The organism is Nisaea acidiphila, assembly GCF_024662015.1.
In the GTDB taxonomy this organism is placed as follows: domain Bacteria; phylum Pseudomonadota; class Alphaproteobacteria; order Thalassobaculales; family Thalassobaculaceae; genus Nisaea; species Nisaea acidiphila.
Window position 1 is genome coordinate 2191454 of record NZ_CP102480.1, and the last position, 24021, is coordinate 2215474.

The following is a 24021-nucleotide window of genomic DNA, read 5'->3' on the forward strand; positions in this document are numbered from 1 at the left end:
CTTAGGAGTTGGCTTCTAGCTTTCTGTCTATGTGCACCAAGGGGTAGGATGCATTTAGATAAACTTTTATTGAAATTCGCTACACATTCCATCTATAACCCCAACGTATGGTGAACCCGAGTACCGGCTGGAGAAGCTGGCCGTAGAATAGTCCGCGCTCTGGAGCACAGAATGGGCAAGAAGCACAAACACGACCATGACGGAGAAAGCAGCGTGGATTCTTCGTCCGAGAGCGGGTTGATCACGGGTACCGGCGGCCGCGACACCATCACCGGGTCCAGCGGCGACGACACCATTTCCGGCCTCGGAAACCGCGATACCATCTACGGGCGCGACGGCAACGACCAACTCTTCGGCGATGACGGCCGTGACTTTCTCGACGGCGACGACGGCAACGACCTGCTCTATGGCGGTGCGGATCGCGACACGCTGTCCGGTGGCGGCGGCAATGACACGCTCTATGGCGGCGACGGCAGCAACTCGCTCTTCGGCAATGACGGCGACGACTATCTCTCCGGCGGCGAGGACGGGGAAACCCTCTCCGGCGGGGACGGCAACGACACGCTGATCGGTGGGGCCGGAAACGACCTGCTCAAAGACACCTCCGGCGACAACAGCTTCGATGGCGGCGAAGGCAAGGATTCGATCACCGGCGGCTCCGGTGACGACACCATTCTCGGCGGCGACGGCGACGACAAGGTCACCGGCGGCGCCGGCAATGACAGCATCGATGGCGGCGCCGGCAACGACACCCTGTCCGGCGACTATCAGAACGACACGATCCTGGGCGGACTCGGCGACGACAGGATCTATGGCCGGGGCGGTAGCGACAGCATCGACGGCGGTGCTGGCGACGACACCATCACCGGCGGCTGGAGCCACGACACGCTGTCCGGCGGCACGGGCAACGACACCATTTCGGGAGCCGGCGGCAACGACCTGATCGATGCCGGCGACGGCGACGACTATGTCAAGGCCGCCTCCGGCGACGACACGATCTCGGGTGGCGCGGGCAACGACACGATCTCGGGACGCGGCGGCAGCGACAGCATCGACGCGGGCGCCGGTGACGATTCCGTGCGCGGCGACTATGGCAGCGAGACCCTGATCGGCGGCAGCGGCAACGACACGATCTCGGGCGATGGCGGCAACGACCTGATCTATGGCGGTGACGACGACGACCTGATTGTCGCGGAGTCCGGCAACGACACGCTGTCCGGTGGCGCCGGCGACGACACCATCGAGGGCGGTGGCGGCAGCGACCTGTTCGACGGCGGCGACGGCAACGATGTGCTGACCGGCGATTACGGCAACGAGACTTTTTATGGCGGCGACGGCGACGATACGGTTAGCGGCGAAGGCGGCGCGGATCTGATATACGGCGGCGACGGTGCCGATTCGCTGGATGGCGAGGACGCCAGCGACACCGTTTATGGCGGCGCCGGCGACGACACCATCGAGGGCGGCGCGGCAAATGACACGCTTTATGGCGGCAGCGGCAACGACCTCTTCAGCGGCAGCGGATCCGAGATCAACGGCGACCATTTCGCCGATCTCGAGGAAGGCGATCTCATCCGCATCACCGGCAAGAGCATCGATTCCGACGACATAACTCTGACCACCGAGAACGGCATCACCACGGTCGCGATCGACCAGAACGGCGACGGCTGGGCCGAGATCCGCTTTACCCTGGAAGGTAGCTTCTCCGACGTCACGGTCACCGTCGAAGACGGCGACACCAGTCTGCAGTTCGGATCCGGCCCGCTTGCCGGCACCGAAGGAAACGACAATCTCACCGGCACGGGAGAGGGCGACACGATCTCCGCGCTCGGCGGCGACGACACGGTTTCCGGTCTCGCCGGGGATGACGAGATCACCGGCGGCGCCGGGAACGACGAAATCTATGGCGGCGAAGGCGCGGACTCCCTCTCCGGCGGTGACGATGCCGACGTGCTGGACGGCGGCGCCGGGAACGATCTGCTCGACGGCGGCGCGGGCGCCGACACGCTCTATGCCGAGGACGGCACCGACACGGTGTCGGCGGGCGACGGCGACGACGCGATCTATGCCGGCGACAGCGGCGTGGTCGACGGCGGCGACGGGAACGACACGCTCTATGTCGATACCCGATCCGACCTGGACGGCCTCTCAATTTCCAATGTCGAAGACATCGTGATCGCCGACGAGCAGGCCACCGAAGGCGACGACGCGATCAGCGGCTTTGCCGACGCGGACACCATTTCCGCCCTGGCCGGTGACGATACGGTTTCGGGCCTTGCCGGCGACGACGTCCTCGATGGCGGCGACGGCAACGACCTTCTGGACGGCGGCGAAGGTAACGACGAGCTCTATGGCGGCGCGGGCAACGACACCATCTCGGCTGGCAACGGGGACGACTCGGTTGAAGCCGGAAGCGGCGAGAATTTCGTCGATGGCGGAGCCGGCAACGACACCGTGACCGGCGGTTCAACAAGCGACACGCTCTCCGGCGGCACCGGCAACGACCAGCTCTCCGGGGCGGGCGGCAGCGACCGGATCGACGGCGGCGACGGCAATGACCGCATTGTCGCCGGTGGCGGCAACGATGTGCTCGAAGGCGGCGACGGCGCCGACACGGTTCTCGGCCAGGGTGGTGCGGACAACATCGACGGCGGCTCAGGTGCCGACAGCCTTGTCGGCGGGTCCGGTAACGACACGATTTCAGGCGGCACCGAAGACGACACTCTCAAGGGCGGCGGCGGCAGCGATCTGCTCGACGGCGGAACCGGTAACGATTCGATTATTGCCGGCGGCGGCGCGGACACGGTTTCCGGCGGCGAAGGCGACGACACGATCCGCAACAATGGCGGCGCCGACAGCCTCGACGGCGGCGCGGGCAATGACGTTCTCTCCGGCGGCGATGACGCCGACGTGCTGGACGGCGGGGCCGGGAATGATCTCCTCAACGGCGGCGCCGGATCTGACACGCTTTACGCCGAAGACGGCACGGACACGGTGTCGGCGGGCGACGGCGACGACGCGATCTATGCGGGCGACAGCGGCGTCGTGGATGGCGGTGCCGGGAACGATACGCTCTATGTCGACACTCGGAGCGACCTCGACGGTCTCTCCGTCTCCAACGTCGAAGACATCGTGATCGCCGACGAGCAGGCCACCGAAGGCGAAGATGCCATCTCCGGCTTTGCCGATGCGGACACGCTCTCCGGTCTTTCCGGTAACGACACGATCGACGGTCTTGCAGGCGACGACGTTCTCGACGGCGGCGCCGGCAATGACGAGATCACCGGCGGGTCGGGTAACGACGCCCTAACGGGCGGCACGGGTGACGATACGCTAAGCGGCGGTGCCGACAGCGACACGCTCTCGGGTGGCGTCGGCGCGGATCAGCTCTCCGGCGGCGAAGGCGCGGACTCCCTGTCCGGCGGCGACGACGCCGATGTGCTGGTCGGCGGTGCCGGGAACGACCTCCTCGATGGCGGCGCCGGATCTGACACGCTTTACGCAGAGGACGGCACGGACACGGTGTCGGCCGGCGACGGCGACGATGCGATCTATGCCGGCTCCGAGGGCGTGGTCGACGGCGGCGCCGGTAACGACACGCTCTATGTCGATACCCGCTCCGATCTGGACGGTCTCTCAATCTCCAACGTCGAAGACATCGTCATCGCCGACGAGCAGGCGACCGAAGGCGACGATGCCATCAGCGGGTTTACGGGTCATGACACCCTTTCCGGGCTTGGCGGCGACGACACGCTCGACGGTCTCGCCGGGAACGACGTTCTCCATGGCGGCGACGGCAATGACGAGATCACCGGCGGTGAGGGCAGCGATGCGCTGAATGGCGATGCTGGATCCGATACGCTCTACGGCGGCGCGCATAGCGATACGCTCAAAGGCGGCGCCGGAGACGATCTTCTGGTCGGCGACACCGGCAATGACGTTCTCGACGGCGGCGCCGGCAACGACACGCTGTCCGGCGGCGTCGATACGGATACGCTTTCCGGCGGCGACGGCGACGACGCGATCTATGCCGGCGACAGCGGCGTGGTGGATGGCGGTGCGGGGAACGACACGCTCTATGTCGACACCCGCTCCGACCTCGACGGCCTGACGGTCTCCAACGTCGAAGACATCGTCATCGCCGACGAACAGGCGACCGACGGAGACGATGCGATCTCCGGCTTTGCCGATGCGGACACGCTCTCCGGTCTTTCCGGTAACGACACGATCGACGGTCTTGCAGGCGACGACGCTCTCGACGGCGGCGCCGGCAATGACGAGATCACCGGCGGGTCGGGTAACGATGCGCTGACCGGTGGTGAAGGTGAAGACACCCTCTCCGGCGACGCGAATGCCGATACCCTTTCGGGCGGTGCCGGCGCGGACCAGCTCTATGGCGGCGAAGGCGCGGACACCCTCTCCGGCGGCGATGACGCCGACGTGCTGGACGGCGGTGCCGGGAACGATCTCCTAGACGGCGGCGCAGGCGCCGACACGCTCTATGCCGAAGACGGCGCCGACACGGTCTCGGCGGGCGACGGCGACGATGCGATCTATGCGGGCGACAGCGGCGTGGTGGATGGCGGCGCCGGTAACGACACGCTCTATGTCGATACCCGTTCGGACCTCGACGGTCTCTCCGTCTCCAATGTCGAAGATATCGTCATCGCCGACGAGCAGGCGACCGAAGGCGACGATGCCATCTCCGGCTTCGAAGATGCGGATACGCTTTCCGGCCTTGGCGGTAACGATACCATCGACGGACTTGCGGGCGACGACGTCCTTGATGGCGGCTCCGGCAATGACCAGCTCACGGGCGGCGCGGGCAACGACGCCCTGACCGGCGATACCGGCGACGACACGCTGAGCGGCGGTGCCGACAGCGACACGCTCTCGGGCGGTGCCGGTGCGGACCAGCTCTATGGCGGCGACGGCGCGGACTCCCTCTCGGGCGGCGATGACGCCGACGTGCTGGACGGCGGTGCCGGGAACGACCTCCTCGATGGCGGCGCCGGATCTGACACGCTCTACGCCAAAGACGGCACCGACACGGTGTCGGCCGGTGACGGCGATGATGCGATCTATGCGGGCGACAGCGGCGTGGTGGATGGCGGCGCCGGTAACGACACGCTCTATGTCGATACCCGTTCGGACCTCGACGGTCTCTCCGTCTCCAATGTCGAAGATATCGTCATCGCCGACGAGCAGGCGACCGAAGGCGACGATGCCATCTCCGGCTTCGAAGATGCGGATACGCTTTCCGGCCTTGGCGGTAACGATACCATCGACGGACTTGCGGGCGACGACGTCCTTGATGGCGGCGCGGGTAATGACGAGATCACTGGCGGTGCGGGCAACGACGCGCTCTATGGCGGAACCGGTGACGATACGCTCTATGGCGGCGAAGGCGCGGACTCCCTCTCGGGCGGCGACGATGCCGATGTTCTGGACGGCGGTGCCGGGAACGACGAGCTCGACGGCGGCGCCGGATCTGACACGCTTTACGCCGAAGACGGCACCGACACGGTGTCCGCCGGCGACGGCGACGACGCGATTTATGCGGGCGACAGCGGCGTGGTCGATGGCGGTGCCGGGAACGACACGCTCTATGTCGACACCCGGTCCGACCTCGACGGCCTGACGGTCTCGAATGTCGAAGACGTCGTCATCGCCGACGAGCAGGCGACCGAGGGCGACGATGCCATCAGCGGTTTCGAAGATGCGGATACGCTTTCCGGCCTCGGAGGCGATGACACCATCGACGGTCTGGCCGGCGACGACCTCCTTGATGGCGGCGCGGGCAATGACGAGATCACCGGCGGTGCCGGTAATGACGCGCTCTATGGCGGCGAAGGCGAAGACACCCTGGTCGGCGGTGCCGGTTCCGACACGCTCTTGGGCGATGCGGGCGACGATGTCCTGGATGGTGGTGACGGCGACGATACGCTGAGCGCCGGGGACGGAGACGATGCGCTGGACGGCGGTGCGGGCAGTGATGCCGTTGCCGGCGGTGAAGGTGCGGATCTCGCATATGGTGGCACGGGCGACGACGCTCTTGAGGGCGGAACCGGTGACGATACGCTCTATGGCGGCGAAGGCGCGGACTCCCTCTCGGGCGGCGACGATGCCGATGTGCTCGACGGCGGGGCCGGGAACGACCTCCTCGATGGCGGCGCAGGCGCCGACACTCTCTATGCCGAAGACGGCACCGACACGGTGTCGGCCGGCGACGGCGACGATGCGATCTATGCCGGCTCCGACGGCGTGGTCGACGGCGGCGCGGGCAACGACACGCTCTATGTCGACACCCGCTCCGACCTCGACGGCCTGACGGTCTCCAACGTCGAAGACATCGTCATCGCCGACGAACAGGCGACCGACGGAGACGACGCGATCAGCGGCTTTGCGGATGCGGATACGCTTTCCGGCCTTGACGGTAACGATACCATCGACGGTCTCGCGGGCGACGACGTTCTTGACGGCGGAGCCGGCAATGACCAACTCACTGGCGGCGCGGGTAACGACGCGCTGACCGGCGGCACGGGTGACGATACGCTCTCCGGCGGCGAAGGTTCCGACTCCCTCTCCGGCGGCGACGACGCCGATGTGCTGGACGGCGGGGCCGGCAACGATCTCTTCGATGGCGGTGCGGGCGACGATACGCTCTATGCCGAGGATGGCACGGACACGGTGTCCGCGGGCGACGGCGACGATGCGATCTATGCGGGCGACAGCGGTGTCGTGGATGGCGGCGCGGGCAATGACACGCTCTATGTAGACACGCGGTCCGACCTCGACGGCCTGACGGTCTCCAACGTCGAAGATATCGTCATCGCGGATGAGCAGGCAACCGAGGGCGACGATGCCATCAGCGGCTTCGAAGACGCGGATACCCTGACGGGCCTCGGCGGCGACGATACGATCGACGGTCTCGCGGGCGACGATGCTCTCGACGGCGGCTCGGGTAATGACGAGATCACTGGGGGTGCGGGCAACGACGCGCTAACCGGCGGAACCGATGACGATACGCTGAGTGGCGGTGCAGATGCCGATACGCTTTCCGGAGGTGCTGGCGCCGACCAGCTCTATGGCGGCGAAGGCGCGGATTCCCTCTCCGGCGGTGACGACGCCGACGTGCTGGACGGCGGCGCGGGGAACGATCTCCTAGACGGCGGCGCGGGCGCCGACACGCTCTATGCCGAAGACGGCACCGACACGGTGTCGGCCGGCGACGGCGACGACGCGATTTATGCCGGTTCCGACGGCGGCGTCGACGGCGGTGCCGGAAACGACACGCTTTATGTCGACACCCGGTCCGACCTCGACGGCCTGACGGTCTCCAACGTCGAAGACATCGTCATCGCGGATGAGCAGGCGACCGAGGGCGACGATGCCATCAGCGGCTTCGAAGACGCGGATACCCTGACGGGCCTCGGAGGCGATGACACCATCGACGGTCTTGCGGGCGACGACGTTCTCGACGGCGGAGCCGGCAATGACGAACTCACCGGCGGCGCGGGCAACGACGCCCTGACCGGCGGTACCGGCGAAGATACACTCTCTGGCGGTGCAGATGCCGATACGCTTTCCGGAGGTGCTGGCGCCGACCAGCTCTATGGCGGCGAAGGCGCGGATTCCCTCTCCGGCGGTGACGACGCCGACGTGCTGGACGGCGGCGCGGGGAACGATCTCCTAGACGGCGGCGCGGGCGCCGACACGCTCTATGCCGAAGACGGCACCGACACGGTGTCGGCCGGCGACGGCGACGACGCGATTTATGCCGGTTCCGACGGCGGCGTCGACGGCGGTGCCGGAAACGACACGCTCTATGTCGACACGCGCTCCGACCTCGACGGCCTGACGGTCTCGAATGTCGAGGACATCGTTATCGCCGACGAGCAGGCGACCGAGGGCGATGACCTTATCTCCGGCTTCGAGGATGCGGATACGATCTCGGCGCTCGCGGGTAACGACACTGTCTCGGGTCTTGGTGGCGACGACGTCATTGCCGGCCTCGAAGGCAATGACCTGCTGGATGGTGGCGACGGCGACGACCAGCTCTATGGCGGCGCAGGGAACGACACGCTCGAAGGCGGCGACGGTGCGGATTCTCTGTATGGCGGTGCCGGCAATGACGAGATCACCGGCGGAGCCGGAAATGACGCGCTGGATGGCGGTGCGGACTCGGATACGCTGGAGGGCGGGGCCGGTGACGACAGCCTGAATGGCGGTATCGGCAATGACCAAGTCGAGGGCGGCAACGGCAGCGACGCCCTGACCGGCGGGGCCGGTGAAGACACGCTAAGCGGTGGTGCAGACGCCGATACGCTCTCGGGCGGCGACGATGCCGATGTGCTCGACGGCGGGGCCGGGAACGACCTCCTCGATGGCGGCGCAGGCGCCGACACTCTCTATGCCGAAGACGGCACCGACACGGTGTCGGCCGGCGACGGCGACGATGCGATCTATGCCGGCTCCGACGGCGTGGTCGACGGCGGCGCGGGCAACGACACGCTCTATGTCGACACCCGCTCCGACCTCGACGGCCTGACGGTCTCCAACGTCGAAGACATCGTCATCGCCGACGAACAGGCGACCGACGGAGACGACGCGATCAGCGGCTTTGCGGATGCGGATACGCTTTCCGGCCTTGACGGTAACGATACCATCGACGGTCTCGCGGGCGACGACGTTCTTGACGGCGGAGCCGGCAATGACCAACTCACTGGCGGCGCGGGTAACGACGCGCTGACCGGCGGCACGGGTGACGATACGCTCTCCGGCGGCGAAGGTTCCGACTCCCTCTCCGGCGGCGACGACGCCGATGTGCTGGACGGCGGGGCCGGCAACGATCTCTTCGATGGCGGTGCGGGCGACGATACGCTCTATGCCGAGGATGGCACGGACACGGTGTCCGCGGGCGACGGCGACGATGCGATCTATGCGGGCGACAGCGGTGTCGTGGATGGCGGCGCGGGCAATGACACGCTCTATGTAGACACGCGGTCCGACCTCGACGGCCTGACGGTCTCCAACGTCGAAGATATCGTCATCGCGGATGAGCAGGCAACCGAGGGCGACGATGCCATCAGCGGCTTCGAAGACGCGGATACCCTGACGGGCCTCGGCGGCGACGATACGATCGACGGTCTCGCGGGCGACGATGCTCTCGACGGCGGCTCGGGTAATGACGAGATCACTGGGGGTGCGGGCAACGACGCGCTAACCGGCGGAACCGATGACGATACGCTGAGTGGCGGTGCAGATGCCGATACGCTTTCCGGAGGTGCTGGCGCCGACCAGCTCTATGGCGGCGAAGGCGCGGATTCCCTCTCCGGCGGTGACGACGCCGACGTGCTGGACGGCGGCGCGGGGAACGATCTCCTAGACGGCGGCGCGGGCGCCGACACGCTCTATGCCGAAGACGGCACCGACACGGTGTCGGCCGGCGACGGCGACGACGCGATTTATGCCGGTTCCGACGGCGGCGTCGACGGCGGTGCCGGGAACGATACGCTCTATGTCGACACTCGGAGCGACCTCGACGGTCTCTCCGTCTCCAACGTCGAAGACATCGTGATCGCCGACGAGCAGGCCACCGAAGGCGAAGATGCCATCTCCGGCTTTGCCGATGCGGACACGCTCTCCGGTCTTTCCGGTAACGACACGATCGACGGTCTTGCAGGCGACGACGTTCTCGACGGCGGCGCCGGCAATGACGAGATCACCGGCGGGTCGGGTAACGACGCCCTAACGGGCGGCACGGGTGACGATACGCTAAGCGGCGGTGCCGACAGCGACACGCTCTCGGGTGGCGTCGGCGCGGATCAGCTCTCCGGCGGCGAAGGCGCGGACTCCCTGTCCGGCGGCGACGACGCCGATGTGCTGGTCGGCGGTGCCGGGAACGACCTCCTCGATGGCGGCGCCGGATCTGACACGCTTTACGCAGAGGACGGCACGGACACGGTGTCGGCCGGCGACGGCGACGATGCGATCTATGCCGGCTCCGAGGGCGTGGTCGACGGCGGCGCCGGTAACGACACGCTCTATGTCGATACCCGCTCCGATCTGGACGGTCTCTCAATCTCCAACGTCGAAGACATCGTCATCGCCGACGAGCAGGCGACCGAAGGCGACGATGCCATCAGCGGGTTTACGGGTCATGACACCCTTTCCGGGCTTGGCGGCGACGACACGCTCGACGGTCTCGCCGGGAACGACGTTCTCCATGGCGGCGACGGCAATGACGAGATCACCGGCGGTGAGGGCAGCGATGCGCTGAATGGCGATGCTGGATCCGATACGCTCTACGGCGGCGCGCATAGCGATACGCTCAAAGGCGGCGCCGGAGACGATCTTCTGGTCGGCGACACCGGCAATGACGTTCTCGACGGCGGCGCCGGCAACGACACGCTGTCCGGCGGCGTCGATACGGATACGCTTTCCGGCGGCGACGGCGACGACGCGATCTATGCCGGCGACAGCGGCGTGGTGGATGGCGGTGCGGGGAACGACACGCTCTATGTCGACACCCGCTCCGACCTCGACGGCCTGACGGTCTCCAACGTCGAAGACATCGTCATCGCCGACGAACAGGCGACCGACGGAGACGATGCGATCTCCGGCTTTGCCGATGCGGACACGCTCTCCGGTCTTTCCGGTAACGACACGATCGACGGTCTTGCAGGCGACGACGCTCTCGACGGCGGCGCCGGCAATGACGAGATCACCGGCGGGTCGGGTAACGATGCGCTGACCGGTGGTGAAGGTGAAGACACCCTCTCCGGCGACGCGAATGCCGATACCCTTTCGGGCGGTGCCGGCGCGGACCAGCTCTATGGCGGCGAAGGCGCGGACACCCTCTCCGGCGGCGATGACGCCGACGTGCTGGACGGCGGTGCCGGGAACGATCTCCTAGACGGCGGTGCCGGCGCCGATACGCTCTATGCCCAGGAAGGCACCGACACGGTGTCGGCCGGGGACGGCGACGACGCGATTTATGCGGGCTCCGACGGCGTCGTGGACGGCGGTGCGGGGAACGACACGCTCTATGTCGACACCCGCTCCGACCTCGACGGCCTGACGGTCTCCAACGTCGAAGACATCGTTATCGCCGACGAGCAGGCCACCGAAGGCGACGACGCCATCAGCGGCTTTGCCGATGCGGATACCCTGACGGGCCTTGGCGGTGACGACACACTGGACGGTCTCGCGGGCGACGATGCTCTCGACGGCGGCGCCGGCAATGACCTGCTCTATGGCGGCGCCGGCAACGACAGCCTTACGGCCGGTGAAGGCCGGGACACGCTCTATGGCGGCGACGGCGACGATCATCTGAATGCCGAGGACGGTATCAACACTGTCTTTGGCGGCGACGGGGACGACACTCTGATCGGCGGAGGAAGCGTCCACAATCTCAGTGGCGAGGCCGGCGACGATCTTATCGTCGGCGGTAACGGGACGAGCGTTTTGCACGGCGGTGCCGGCAACGACACGCTGAGTGCCGGCGGCGGGGCCGACATCGTGAACGGCGGTAGCGGCGACGATACCCTCGACGGCGGAGACGGCCGCGATTCCTTGGCTGGCGGCGACGGGAACGACCTCGTTTCCGGCGGAGCGGGCAATGACGAGGTTGCCGGTCTGGACGGAGCCGACACCCTGGTCGGCGGTTCCGGCGCCGACATATTCGCCGATACCCGCGTCGAGCATATGGACGGGGATCTGATCGCCGACTACAGCGTCGAAGACGGCGACCGTCTGCTCCTTACCGGAGAATTCGATGACAGCGCGATCACGCTGACTGTCGCGAACGGCGAGACCATCGTCGAAATCGACGAGGACGGCGACGGTACCCCCGAGGCGACCTTCACCATGGTCGGCGAGTTCAACTCGGTCACGACTTCCACGGAAAACGGCAAGACCTCGATCTCCTTCTCGCCGGACGTCACCGCGACGGAAGGCGCCGACAGTCTCTCCGGCGCCTCCGGCGAAGACACGATCAGCGGTCTCGGCGGAGACGACACGATCGACGGCGCGGCCGGGAACGATCTGCTCGATGGCGGCGCCGGAAACGACCAGCTCACGGGCGGCGAAGGCGATGACACGCTGAGCGGTGGAGACGGCGTCGATGCGCTCTCCGGCGAGGCGGGCGACGACCTGGTCTCCGGCGGGGCCGGCGCGGACACGCTCGACGGCGGCGACGGCGGAGATACGCTCGACGGCGGCGACAATGCGGACCAGCTGAGCGGCGGAGCCGGAAACGATCTTCTGAACGGCGGCGAAGGCAACGACACGCTCGACGGCGGCGCGGATGCGGACCGGATCAGCGGTGATGCCGGAAGCGACCGTCTCGATGGCGGCGAAGGTGACGACACGCTCGATGGCGGCGCCGATGCCGATACGCTCTACGGCGGCGGCGGCAACGATGCCGTCAGCGGAGGGGCGGGCAACGACACACTCGAGGGCGGCAGCGGCGACGATACGCTCTCGGGCGGAGACGATGCCGACAGTCTCGACGGCGGCGTGGGCAACGATCTGCTGGACGGCGGTGCGGGCAACGACACGCTCGGCGGCGGCGAAGGTTCCGACACCCTCTCCGGCGGCGACGGCGACGACGCTCTCTATGCCGGCGACAGCGGCGTGGTCGACGGCGGCGACGGCGAGGACACGCTTTATGTCGACACGCGCTCCGATCTCGACGGTCTGACCGTCACGAATGTCGAAGAGATCGTCATCGCCGACGAACAGGCGACCGGCGACGACAATGCGATCAGCGGCTTCGAGGGCGCGGATACCCTCAGCGGCCTGGCCGGCGACGATACGATCGACGGGCTTGGCGGAAACGACGTCCTCGACGGCGGCGAGGGCAACGACCAGATCACCGGCGGGGCCGGGAACGACACGCTGAGCGGCGGAACCGGCGAGGACACGCTCTCCGGCGGCGCGGACGCGGACAGCCTCTCGGGCGGGGCGGGCAACGATCTGCTTGATGGCGGCGCGGACAATGACACGCTCCGCGGCGAGGACGGCGACGATACGCTGAGCGGCGACGCGGGAGACGACCTGCTCGACGGCGGCGACGGCAACGACGTGCTGTCCGGCGGCGACGGCGACGACACCGTGCTCAGCGACGGCGGCGACAACACGATCTACGGCGGGGCCGGAAACGACGATCTCGGCGCCGGCCACGGCGACGATCTGCTCAACGGCGGCACGGGCAACGACTCGATCAGCGCCAACGACGGCAATGACACCATCAGCGGCGGCGACGGCGACGATACGGTCCTCGCCGGAGATGATGCCGATTCCGTCGATGGCGGCGCCGGGAACGACCTTATCGACGGGGGCGCCGGCGCGGACACACTGAGCGGCGGCGCAGACGATGACCTGCTTGACGGAGGCGCGGACGACGACGAGCTCGACGGCGAAGACGGCAACGATACGCTGAGGGGCGGCGCGGGCAACGATACGCTCGATGGCGGGACCGGCAACGACGTGCTGTCTGCCGGCGCCGGCAGTGACGTACTCGATGGCGGTAGCGGAAACGACACGCTTGTAGGCGAGAGCGACGGCGAAACCCTCTCGGGCAGCGATGGCGACGACAGCCTTGTCGGCGGCGGCGGCAACGACGTGCTGGACGGCGGCGCGGGCAATGACGCCATCACCGCGGGCAGCGACGTCGATACCGTCCTCGGCGGCTCCGGCGACGATACGATCGTCAATCTCGGCGGCGCGGACCAGATCAGCGGCGGCGACGGAAACGACGTCATCACCGGCAGCGACACTGCGGAAACTCTCGATGGCGGCGCGGGCGACGACACCATTTCCGGCGGCGGCGGAACCGACAGCATCGACGGCGGCGACGGAAACGACGTCATCACCGGCGGCGACAATGCCGAGACCCTCGACGGCGGCGCGGGCGACGACCTGATCAGCGGCGGGGCCGGCAACGACCGGATCCTCGCCGGAGCCGGGGCGGACACCGTGATCGGCGGCGACGGCGCCGACAGCATCGTCGGCTCGCTCAGCGATCTCGACGGCGATTCCATCAGCGGCTACGACCCGGACAGCGGCGATCTCGTCATCGCAAACGCGAGCTTCGACAGCGACGCGGTCACGCTCTCGGTTGCCGACGGCAAAACCACCGTCGGTATCGACGCAAACGGCGACGGCAGCGCGGACGCGACCTTCGTGCTGGACGGCGTGTTCAATTCCGTGACCGCGACGGCCGCCGACGGTGCGACCGCCCTCGCCTTCTCCACCGAGGTGACGGCGACGGAAGGCGCGGACACGCTGACGGGCACCGAGGACGCGGACACCATCACCGGCCTTGCGGGGGACGACCTGCTGCAGGGCGCGGGCGGCAACGACCTGCTGGACGGCGGTTCCGGCAACGACACGCTGCAGGGCGGCGCCGGGGCCGATGTGCTTTCCGGCGGAGACGGCGCCGATCTGCTCTCAGGCGGCGCCGGCGCGGATACGCTGTCCGGCGGGGCCGGGAACGACACCTTCGCCGGCAGCGCGGGCGAGTTTGCGGGCGATACCCTGAGCGATCTCTCCGACGGCGACTCGGTGCTGATCCGCGGCGCGGAATTCACCTCCGACAATGTCACGCTGACGGTCGCGGACGGCGTAACCACCGTCGCCATCGATTCGAACGGCGACGGCACGGCCGACGCCAGCTTCACCATCCAGGGCGAGTTCCGCTCGGTGACGGCCGCCACCGAGAACGGGGACACAACGCTCTCCTTCTCGACCGAGGTGAACCTCTCCGACAAGGTCGTCTGGTCGGTCTACGGCACCGGCGATTTCGACGGCGACGGCAACCAGGACCTGCTGCTGACCTCGAACCAGAGCGGCGTCTCGGTCTGGACGATGGACGGCGCGACGGCGACCGAGAAGGCCGCGACGGGCTCGCTCAACCGGGGCGGCGATTTCTCGATCAAGGCGGTGGCCGACTTCGACGGCGACGGCGGCGACGACATCCTGCTCGTCGGCAGCGACGGCGCGGTCTCGGTCTGGGAGATGGACGGCGCGACCGCGAGTGCCAAGGCCTATGCGGGCCGGATCGCGAGCGGCTGGGAGATCACCGGCACCGCCGACTTCGACGGCGACGGCGGGCACGACATCCTGCTCCGTCACCAGGACGGCGCGGTCTCGATCTGGCAGATGGACGGCGGCACCACGGAAAGCCGTTCCTATGCCGGCCAGCTCAGCTCCGACTGGACGGTCGAGCAGATCGCCGACTTCGGCGGTGACGGCAAGGCCGACCTGCTGGTGCGCAACACCGCCGACGGCACCGTCTCGATCTGGGAGATGGACGGCGGCACCGCTTCGAACAAATCCTACGCCGGCAAGCTCGACAGCAGCTGGGAGATCGAGACGGTCGCGGACTTCAACGGCGACGGCAAGCAGGACATCCTCGCGGTGGGCAGCGACGGCGCGGTCTCGGTCTGGGAAATGGACGGCGGCACCGCCACGAGCAAGTCCTACGCCGGCAAGATCGGTGAAGGCTGGGAGATCAAGTCGGTGAAGGACTTCACCGGCGACGGCAAGGCCGACATCCTGACCCAGAACGCCGACGGCGCGGTCTCGGTCTGGGAGATGGACGGCGGCACCGCGACAGCCAAGACCTATGTCGGCAAGCTCGGCGAGGGCTGGGAGATCAAGTCCATCGACGACTTCAACGGCGATGGCTCAAGCGACCTGCTGACCGCCAACGCGGACGGTGTCGTCTCGCTCTGGGAGATGGATGCCGGCGGCGCCTCGGAGAAGGCCTATGTCGGCCGCCTGCAGGAAGGCTGGGAACTCGGCGAGATCGCCGATTTCAACGGCGACGGAACGGCCGACATCCAGCTCCAGAACACCGAAACCGGCCAGGTCTCGATCTGGGAAATGGACGGCGCCGACGTTGTGGTCGCAGGACTCACCGGAAACCTCTGGGCCGATCTGGTCTGATGCTTTTCCTTCCGGCGGCAGTCGCCGCCGGAAAACAGATCCCGGGACCCGCCATCCGTTCGCACCCGGATAGTTCCGATTGATTTTTGCTGCTCACATCACAGGTTTAGGGCCGTTTTTTCATTCACGGCGCGTAACCTATTCTTAATCTTTCGCCCACATAATCATGTTTGAAATCAGACGAGTAACGGCAAGCTCCAAGCTAATATATTGGATTTTATAGAAATTATTTCAATATTCTAGATATCAGTCTGAGATTGATTTTTGATTTTCTGACTGAACCGCGAACGCCCCCGGACGGGGCGGTGCACGACATCTCCCGGAAACGGGCGGAACTGGATCGAGCTCATGGAACTGACGGGCACGAAAAAAAAGGATCTTCTGGTCGGTACCGGAGACAACGACACGATCTCCGGGCTCGGCGGCAATGACACGATCACCGGCGCGGCCGGCGATGACGTGCTGTACGGAGATGCCGGCCGGGACCGCCTGACCGGCGGCGCCGGGAACGATCTGCTTTTTGGCGGCGACGGCAGCGACACGCTCGAAGGCAGCGAAGGCGCGGACACGCTCGACGGCGGGGCCGCCTCCGACACCATCTATGGCGGCACCGGAACGGACCAGTTCCAGGGCAGCGCGGGCGATCTCGACGGAGACCATTTCGCCGACTTCGAGGACGGAGAGACCGTGCGCGTCACCGGCGTGACTTTCTCCGGCAGCAATGTCACGCTTTCGACGAGCGGCGGCGTCACGACGGTTTCCGTCGACACCAATGGCGACGGCGCGGCGGACACGAGCTTCACCCTCGAAGGAACCTTTCTGTCGGTCACCGCGATCCAATCGGGAGCCGACACCAGTCTGCAGTTCAGCACGGACTCGGGCACGAACGCCGATACCCTTTCCGGAACCAACAATACCGACACGCTTTCCGGCGGCGTCGGCGACGATCTGATCTATGGCGGCAAGGGAAATGACAGCCTGGCCGGCGACGGCGACAACGACCAGGTCTATGGCGAGGAAGGCAACGACACGCTGGACGGCGGGACCGGCAACGACTTGCTCGACGGCGGCATCGGTGCGGACAGCATGGCCGGAGGCGATGGCGATGACACGCTCTCCGGGAATGCCGGCGACGATACGCTCATGGGCGATGCCGGCGCCGACGATCTTGCGGGCGGCGACGACGCCGACACACTCTCCGGCGGAGCGGACAACGACACCCTCGATGGCGGCGCCGGCGACGACAGCCTCGACGGCGGCGCAGGCAATGACAGCCTGAGCGGAGGCGATGGCGCCGACACCCTTCTGGGCGGCGACGGGGTGGACACATTTCAAGGGTCGGCGGCCGAGTTCGACGGCGATCTGGTCAGTGATCTCGCGAACGGCGAATCGATGCTGATAAAGGGCGCGAGCTTCGCGAACGACGCCGTCACCCTGACCGCCAGCAACGGCAACACTGCGATCGCAATCGACACCAACGGCGACGGCACCGCCGACGCATCCTTCACGCTCGGCGGCACGTTCAAGACGGTCACCGCGACATCGGGCGCGGAAGGGACCACGCTCAGCTTCTCGAGCCGGACGGAGTGGTCGATCAAGGCCGCCGGCGATTTCAACGGCGACGGCGATCAGGACCTCGCCGTGGCCGCGGACACCGGTGACGTATCCCTCTGGACGCTCGACGGCGCGACGGCGACAGCCAAAACCCTGGCCGGCAATCTCACCAATGTCGGCAATTTCAGCATTCACAGCGCCGAGGATTTCGACGGCGACGGCGACGACGACATCCTGATACAGGATACCGATGCCGGAGTGGTTTCGGTCTGGGAAATGCAAGGCGGGTCGGTCGTCGCCAAGGATTTTTCCGGCCTGCTGGGCGCCGGCTGGAAAATCGTCGACACCGCGGATTTCGACGCCGACGGCGGGCATGACATTCTGCTCCGCAATGACGACGGTGCGGTCTCCGTCTGGATTATGGACGGCGGCACGGCGACCGAAAAGACCTATGTCGGGAATATGGGCTCTGAATGGACCGTCGAGGCGGTCACGGATTTCAATGCCGACAACAAGGCCGACATCCTGTTCCGCAGCCAGACCGGCGACGTCTCCGTCTGGGAAATGGACGGCGCCACTGCCACGACGAAGGCCTATGTGGGGAACATGTCGTCCGACTGGACCGTCGAGACGACCGCTGATTTCAACGTGGACAGCAAGTCCGACATCCTGTTTCGCAGTCAGACCGGCGACGTCTCGGTCTGGGAAATGGACGGCGCCTCGGCGACGACGAAATCCTATGCGGGCAAGCTCGGCGACGGCTGGAGCATCGAGGCGGTCGACGATTTCACCGCGGACGGCAAGGCCGATATCCTGACCAAGAGCTCGAGCGGCGATGTCTCCGTCTGGGAGATGGACGGCGGAACTGCGGCGGCGAAGACCTATACCGGCAAGCTCGGCACCGGCATGAACATCGAACAGATCGCAGATTTCAACGGCGACGGGTCGGCGGATCTTCTGGTCAGCGACGATTCGACCGTCGTCTCGGTCTGGGAGATGGATGCCGGCGGGACCTCCGAGAAAGCCTTCGTCGCATCATTGTCCGATGGTTGGAAAACCGGGCTCGCAGAGGATTTCAACGGCGATGGAAAGGCCGACATCCAACTCGAGAACACGTCGACCGGCCAGGTCTCGATCTGGGAAATGGATGGCGGCGAAGTCACGACCGCAGGTTTGACTGGCAATCTCTGGACCGACTTGGTATAGCCTTACTCGCGCGATGGTTAACGTCGCGCTGCGGGCAAAAGGCCCCTTTCGGCATCGAAGAATCTCTCCGTCCCGGATCTCCTTTTCGGCAAGCGCCTGAGGATCCGGCCAGCGGCTAACCGGCGCCCCTGAGGACCGGAGCCGCTCGGAGTACCTGCCATCCTCACAAGACATATTGCTCGTGGGTGTCTCTTAACGTGTGCACGGAGGTTCACATGGCTGGGACGCTATTCGAGGGTACCGATTCCGACGATATTTTTACCGGCACGGGCGATGACGACACGCTCATCGGCAATGCCGGGAATGACACGCTTCTAGGGCAGGGAGGCGCCGACTCGATTGTCGGCGGCTCCGGCAATGACAGTCTCGACGGCGGCGACGACGGTGACCGCCTGAGCGGAGGGATCGGCGACGACACCCTGCTCGGAGGCGCCGGCGAGGACACCCTCGTCGGCCACGAAAACGACGACCTGATCTATGGCGGCGACGGCAACGACCTCGTCATCGGCTGGCACGACAACGACACGCTCTACGGCGACGCGGGAGACGATTCCGTTTCCGGAGGCCGTGCGGACGACCTCCTCTTCGGCGACGATGGCGACGACGTTCTCTATGGCGGCGACGGCAACGATATTCTCTATGGCGGGGCCGGACTCGACACACTCTACGGCGATGCAGGCGACGATATCCTTTATGCCGACGACGACGAGATCGTCTATGGCGGCGCCGGAAACGACACCGTCTATACCAACGACACCTCGGACCTCAGCCGCTTCGTCGACATCGAGTCGATCGTCGGCGTGGACGCCGTCACACTGACCGGCAGCGTCGACCCGGATTACCTGACCGGCACCGTGGTCGGAGACGAAATCGACGGCGGCGGCGGAGACGACACGATCGACGGCGGCCTCGGCAAGGACACCCTGCTTGGCGGCGACCACAACGACCTGATCTACGGCGGCGGCGGCCTGGACGTCATCTCCGGCGAATCGGGGCTCGATACGCTCTATGGCGGCGACGGCAACGACGCGATCGACGGCGGAGACGGCGACGATCTGATCTATGGCGGCGCGGGTTCGGATTCGGTTGTGGCCGGCGACGGCGACGATGTCATTTACGACGACGGTCTCGACATCATTTACGGCGGCGCAGGCAACGATACGGTCTACACCACCGATGACAGCGACCAGTCGCGCTTCATCGGGGTCGAAGAGGTCGTTCTCATACCGCTGGATACCGTCACGGCCGGAGACGACGCCGACAGCCTGACCGGAACCCTCGCCGCAGACGCGATCGACGGCGGCGGCGGAGACGACACGCTCTACGGCATCGGCGGTAACGACATCCTCTATGGCAGCGACGGAGACGATTATCTCGATGGCGGCGAGGGTGACGATTTTCTCGACGGCGGTGCCGGAAACGACACGATCGAGGGCGGCAAGGGAGCCGATACGCTCTATGGCGGAGACGGCGACGATGTCCTCTACGACGACGGTGACGACGTCATCTACGGCGGCGACGGCGAAGACACCGTCTGGACGACCGCTTACGGCGACGAGTCCCGTTTCATCGGTGTCGAGGAAATCCGCTACCTCTATGAGCTGATCACAGGCACGGAAGACAGCGACACGCTGAGCGGTGCGGAGGGCCGGAACCGGATCCTCGGAATGGGCGGCGACGACCTCGTCATCGGCAATACCGAGGCAGACACGCTTTCCGGCGGTGCCGGCGCGGACAACATGAGCGGTCTCGCCGGCGACGATCTGCTGATCGGCGATGCGGGCGACGACACGCTCGTCGGCCATAGCGGCGACGATGTCATCAGCGGCGGCGAGGGAAACGACTTCATCATCGGCTGGTATGACGACGACACCCTGTACGGCGAAGACGGCGACGATCTGATCTCCGGCGGCAGCGGGGCCGATCTGATCGAGGGCGGAGCGGGGAACGACGAGATCTCCGGCGGCGCGGAGTCGGATACACTGAGCGGCGGCGACGGCGTCGACACGATCTATGGCGATGCGGGCGACGATGTCATCTATGACGACGGCAGCGACGTGATCTATGGCGGCGACGGCAACGATACCGTCTACACCACCGACGACAGCGACATCTCGCGGTTCCATGACATCGAGCATTACGAGCTGATCTGGAACCAGGTCAGTGGAACCGATGGTGACGACCTGCTGTCGGGAACCGATGCGATCGACGACATTACCGGCCTTGAGGGCGACGACACGATACATGCCGGCGGCGCGGGAGACCTCGTCTACGGTAATGCCGGCAACGACGTGATCTATGCCGGCGACGGATTGGACTTGGTCGACGGCGGGGACGGCGACGATACGATCTGCGGCGGTCTCGGCATCAACGGCGATATCCTGAACGGCGGCGACGGCAACGACGTTTTCGTCGCGACAATGGAGGAGCTCGACGGAGACGCGATCGCTGACATGACGGAGAACGACCGTCTGATCATCGAAGACGCGGAACTCGGCTACAGCCGGTTCTCGATGACCTATCAGAACGGCCAGACCTTCGTCTCGGTCGATTCGGACGCGGACGGCGAGGCCGATGCGGTCTTCGGACTGGTCGGCGAATACGAATCGCTTTCGGCGCAGATCGTTGACGGCAACACCGTCGTCACCTTCACGCCGGCCGAGATCCCAGGCTGGGGAATCACCCATTCGGGAGATTTCAACGCCGACGGAAAAACCGACCTGCTGCTGACCTCGACCGAGGAAAGGGTCTCGATCTGGACGCTCGACGGGGCGGCGGCTCTGTCCAAGAAGGATGCCGGCGGTCTCGCCGGGCAGGAAAACTTCTCGATCCGCTCGATCGCGGATTTTGACGGCGATACCGACGACGACGTTCTGATGCTCGGCGACAACGGAACGCTGTCGGTCTGGCGCATGTATGGCGGAACGGCGGCGGACAAATCCTATGCCGGACGTCTGGACGACAGCTGGACCGTGGAAGGCACCGCCGATTTCAACGGAGACGGCAAGGAGGACATCCTGATCCGCCAGGATACCGGTACGGTCTCCGTCTGGACGATGGGCAGCGACGGCGCGGCGACGGATAAATCCTATGCCGGACGCATGGGATCGGACTGGACCATCGAGGGCCTCGCCGATTTCAACGATGACGGCAAGACCGACATCCTCGCCCGCAACGACGGCGGCGCGGTTTCCGTCTGGGTCATGGACGGCGGCACGGCCAGCGAGAAGACCTATGCCGGCAATATGAGCTCGGACTGGGACATCGAGGCGATCGCCGATTTCAACGGCGACGACAAGCAGGACCTCCTGATCCGGAACGGCGACGGTGTGGTCTCGGTCTGGGAGATGGACGGTGGGACCGCGACCAACAAGGGCTATACCGCCACCCTGCGGGACGGCTGGGAGATCGAGGCCGTGACGGACCTGACCGGCGACGGCAAGGCCGACATCCTGACGCGGAATGCGGATGGCGTGGTCTCCGCCTGGGAGATGGACGGAAGCACGGCCACCGCCCAGACCTACACCGGAACCCTGGGGTCCGGCTGGTCGATCCACGCGACCGCCGATTTCAACGGGGACGGGTCGGCGGACCTGCTGGTCTCGGACGGCACCGCCGTCTCCGTCTGGGAGATGGATGCCGGCGGGACGTCGGAGAAAGCCTTCGTCGGCAATCTTCAGGACGGCTGGCAGCTCGGCCTCGTGGAGGACTTCAACGGCGACGGCAAGGCCGACATCCAGATCGCCAGCGAAGCGACCGGCCAGGTCTCGATCTGGGAGATGGACGGCGCAAACATCACCCATGCCGGTCTTACCGGCAATCTCTGGACCGATCTGGTCTAGCCCCCGGCGGGGCGGCGGCGCTTCCGGTCGCGCACCGGAAGCACGCCGCCCGCTTTAGGGAGCGACGAACACACTCAGAAGAGTCACGCTGCCACTAAGTAGCAGAACCGAGAGAACAAGCCGCGCGGAATCCCGGATCGAGAGCACGCGGCTGCGGCGCAGCAGCACGGACTGCCCGCCGAGCATCACATAAGACGCGACGATCACGCCCACCCCGACGCCTTCGAGCTCCGCAACCCGGAAGCCGATCACCGTGCCCGCCCAGAGCGTGGCGATCGCCAGCAGGTAGACCACCACGATCTCTCGGCTCGGCCGGGTCCGCGCCGACATCGCGATCGGCATCAGCCAGGAAGCCATGATCATCGGAATCCCGGCGACCAGAAAGATCTTCAGTGCCGGAACAGCCGCCGCATAGGCGCCGTAGACCAGCGGCACGATCAGTTTGGCGGTCAACACGCCGATGCTGGAGAGCACCGAAATGACCAGGGCGAGCTTCAGGGCGTCCCGGACCACGCGCGGCGAGAGCGCGAAAGGCTCGGCCGCATAAGCCTCGGCCGAGAGTTTCGGGTAATAGGCCTGTGCGATGGTCCCGAAAGTGCCGGCATAGAGACCGAGCACCGCCGCGGCGAAGGAAAACTGGCCATAGGTCTGCGGGTCGGCAAGGTCGGCGACGAACCAGCGGTTCGCCATCATGAAGAAACTCCAGAGCGACACCGAGACGAAGAGCGGGAAGGCCGCGACGACCGTCCGGCCGACCCTCGGAAAGCTCGGACGATAGCGGATGTCGAGCGGGTCCCTCCGCAGCATGTTCGCCGCCACGCCGCCGAACCAGAGGATCAGCACGGAGAAACAGCCGGAGAGGCCGCCGAAAAAGAGACCGAGAACGCGCGGCACCGTCAGCCCGATCTGGGCGATGGCGTTGTTCGCGGTGAACTGGCTGTAATTCGAGAGCCCCCGGTAGAGCGCGAGGTGTCCCATGAGAATGAAGAGGACCCCGCCAGCCATGATCGCGAGCAATGTCGCCGGCATCGGCAACGGCACCTTGAAGGAATTGCGGAAGAGATAGGCCAGCAGAAGCGCCGATGAAATGGCGACCACCGCGAGATAGAACCGGGTCCAGAGAATGCCCTGTATGCGTACGCCGGCGGGGCGTGTCATCCCGGCCTGCTTCATCCGCGCGGCGGTCCGGGTGATGAGCTGCGAGGTTCCGAGATCGAGCAGCCAGAGATACTGCACGAAAGTCGAGATCAGGATGAACTGCCCGAAGGAGACCGGCTCCATGAACCAGGGAATGAAGAGCCCGGTAGCGGCAACGCAGGCATTCACCGTCGGCACCACCAGCGCGTAGCTGCGCGGGCTTTCGAGAAAACGGGAGAGCGCTCCCGCCGCGGTCGGCAGGACCGGCGGCTCGGTACTTTGCCGTTCGCTGCCGCTCGTCATATGCTGGCTCCGGGCAGGCGGC

The 24021-nt window shown here is 66.2% G+C and carries 4 protein-coding genes; 3 read left to right on the forward strand and 1 reads right to left on the reverse strand.

Annotated features, from left to right (window positions below; all coding sequences use genetic code 11):
• Positions 1–171 precede the first annotated feature (171 nt).
• The 3 genes from NUH88_RS10120 to NUH88_RS10140 all read left to right on the forward strand — a co-directional run bounded on the left by NUH88_RS10120 (position 172) and on the right by NUH88_RS10140 (position 22559).
• Positions 172–15957: a hypothetical protein gene (locus NUH88_RS10120; protein ID WP_257771869.1), complete on the forward strand. Its 15786-nt coding sequence runs from the start codon at positions 172–174 to the stop codon at positions 15955–15957.
• 348 nt (positions 15958–16305) lie between these two features.
• Positions 16306–18717, forward strand: a complete 2412-nt coding sequence (locus NUH88_RS10125; RefSeq protein ID WP_257771871.1) for a calcium-binding protein — start codon at positions 16306–16308, stop codon at positions 18715–18717.
• Positions 18718–18932: 215 nt separating this feature from the next.
• Positions 18933–22559, forward strand: coding sequence for an FG-GAP-like repeat-containing protein (locus tag NUH88_RS10140; protein WP_308220095.1), 3627 nt, complete (start codon positions 18933–18935; stop codon positions 22557–22559).
• Positions 22560–22613: 54 nt separating this feature from the next.
• Here the strand turns inward: NUH88_RS10140 and NUH88_RS10145 are convergent, their stop codons facing one another.
• The gene (locus tag NUH88_RS10145) at positions 22614–23999 is read right to left on the reverse strand and encodes an MATE family efflux transporter (RefSeq protein ID WP_257771872.1); all 1386 of its coding nucleotides are present in this window, start codon (positions 23997–23999) and stop codon (positions 22614–22616) included.
• Positions 24000–24021 lie beyond the last annotated feature (22 nt).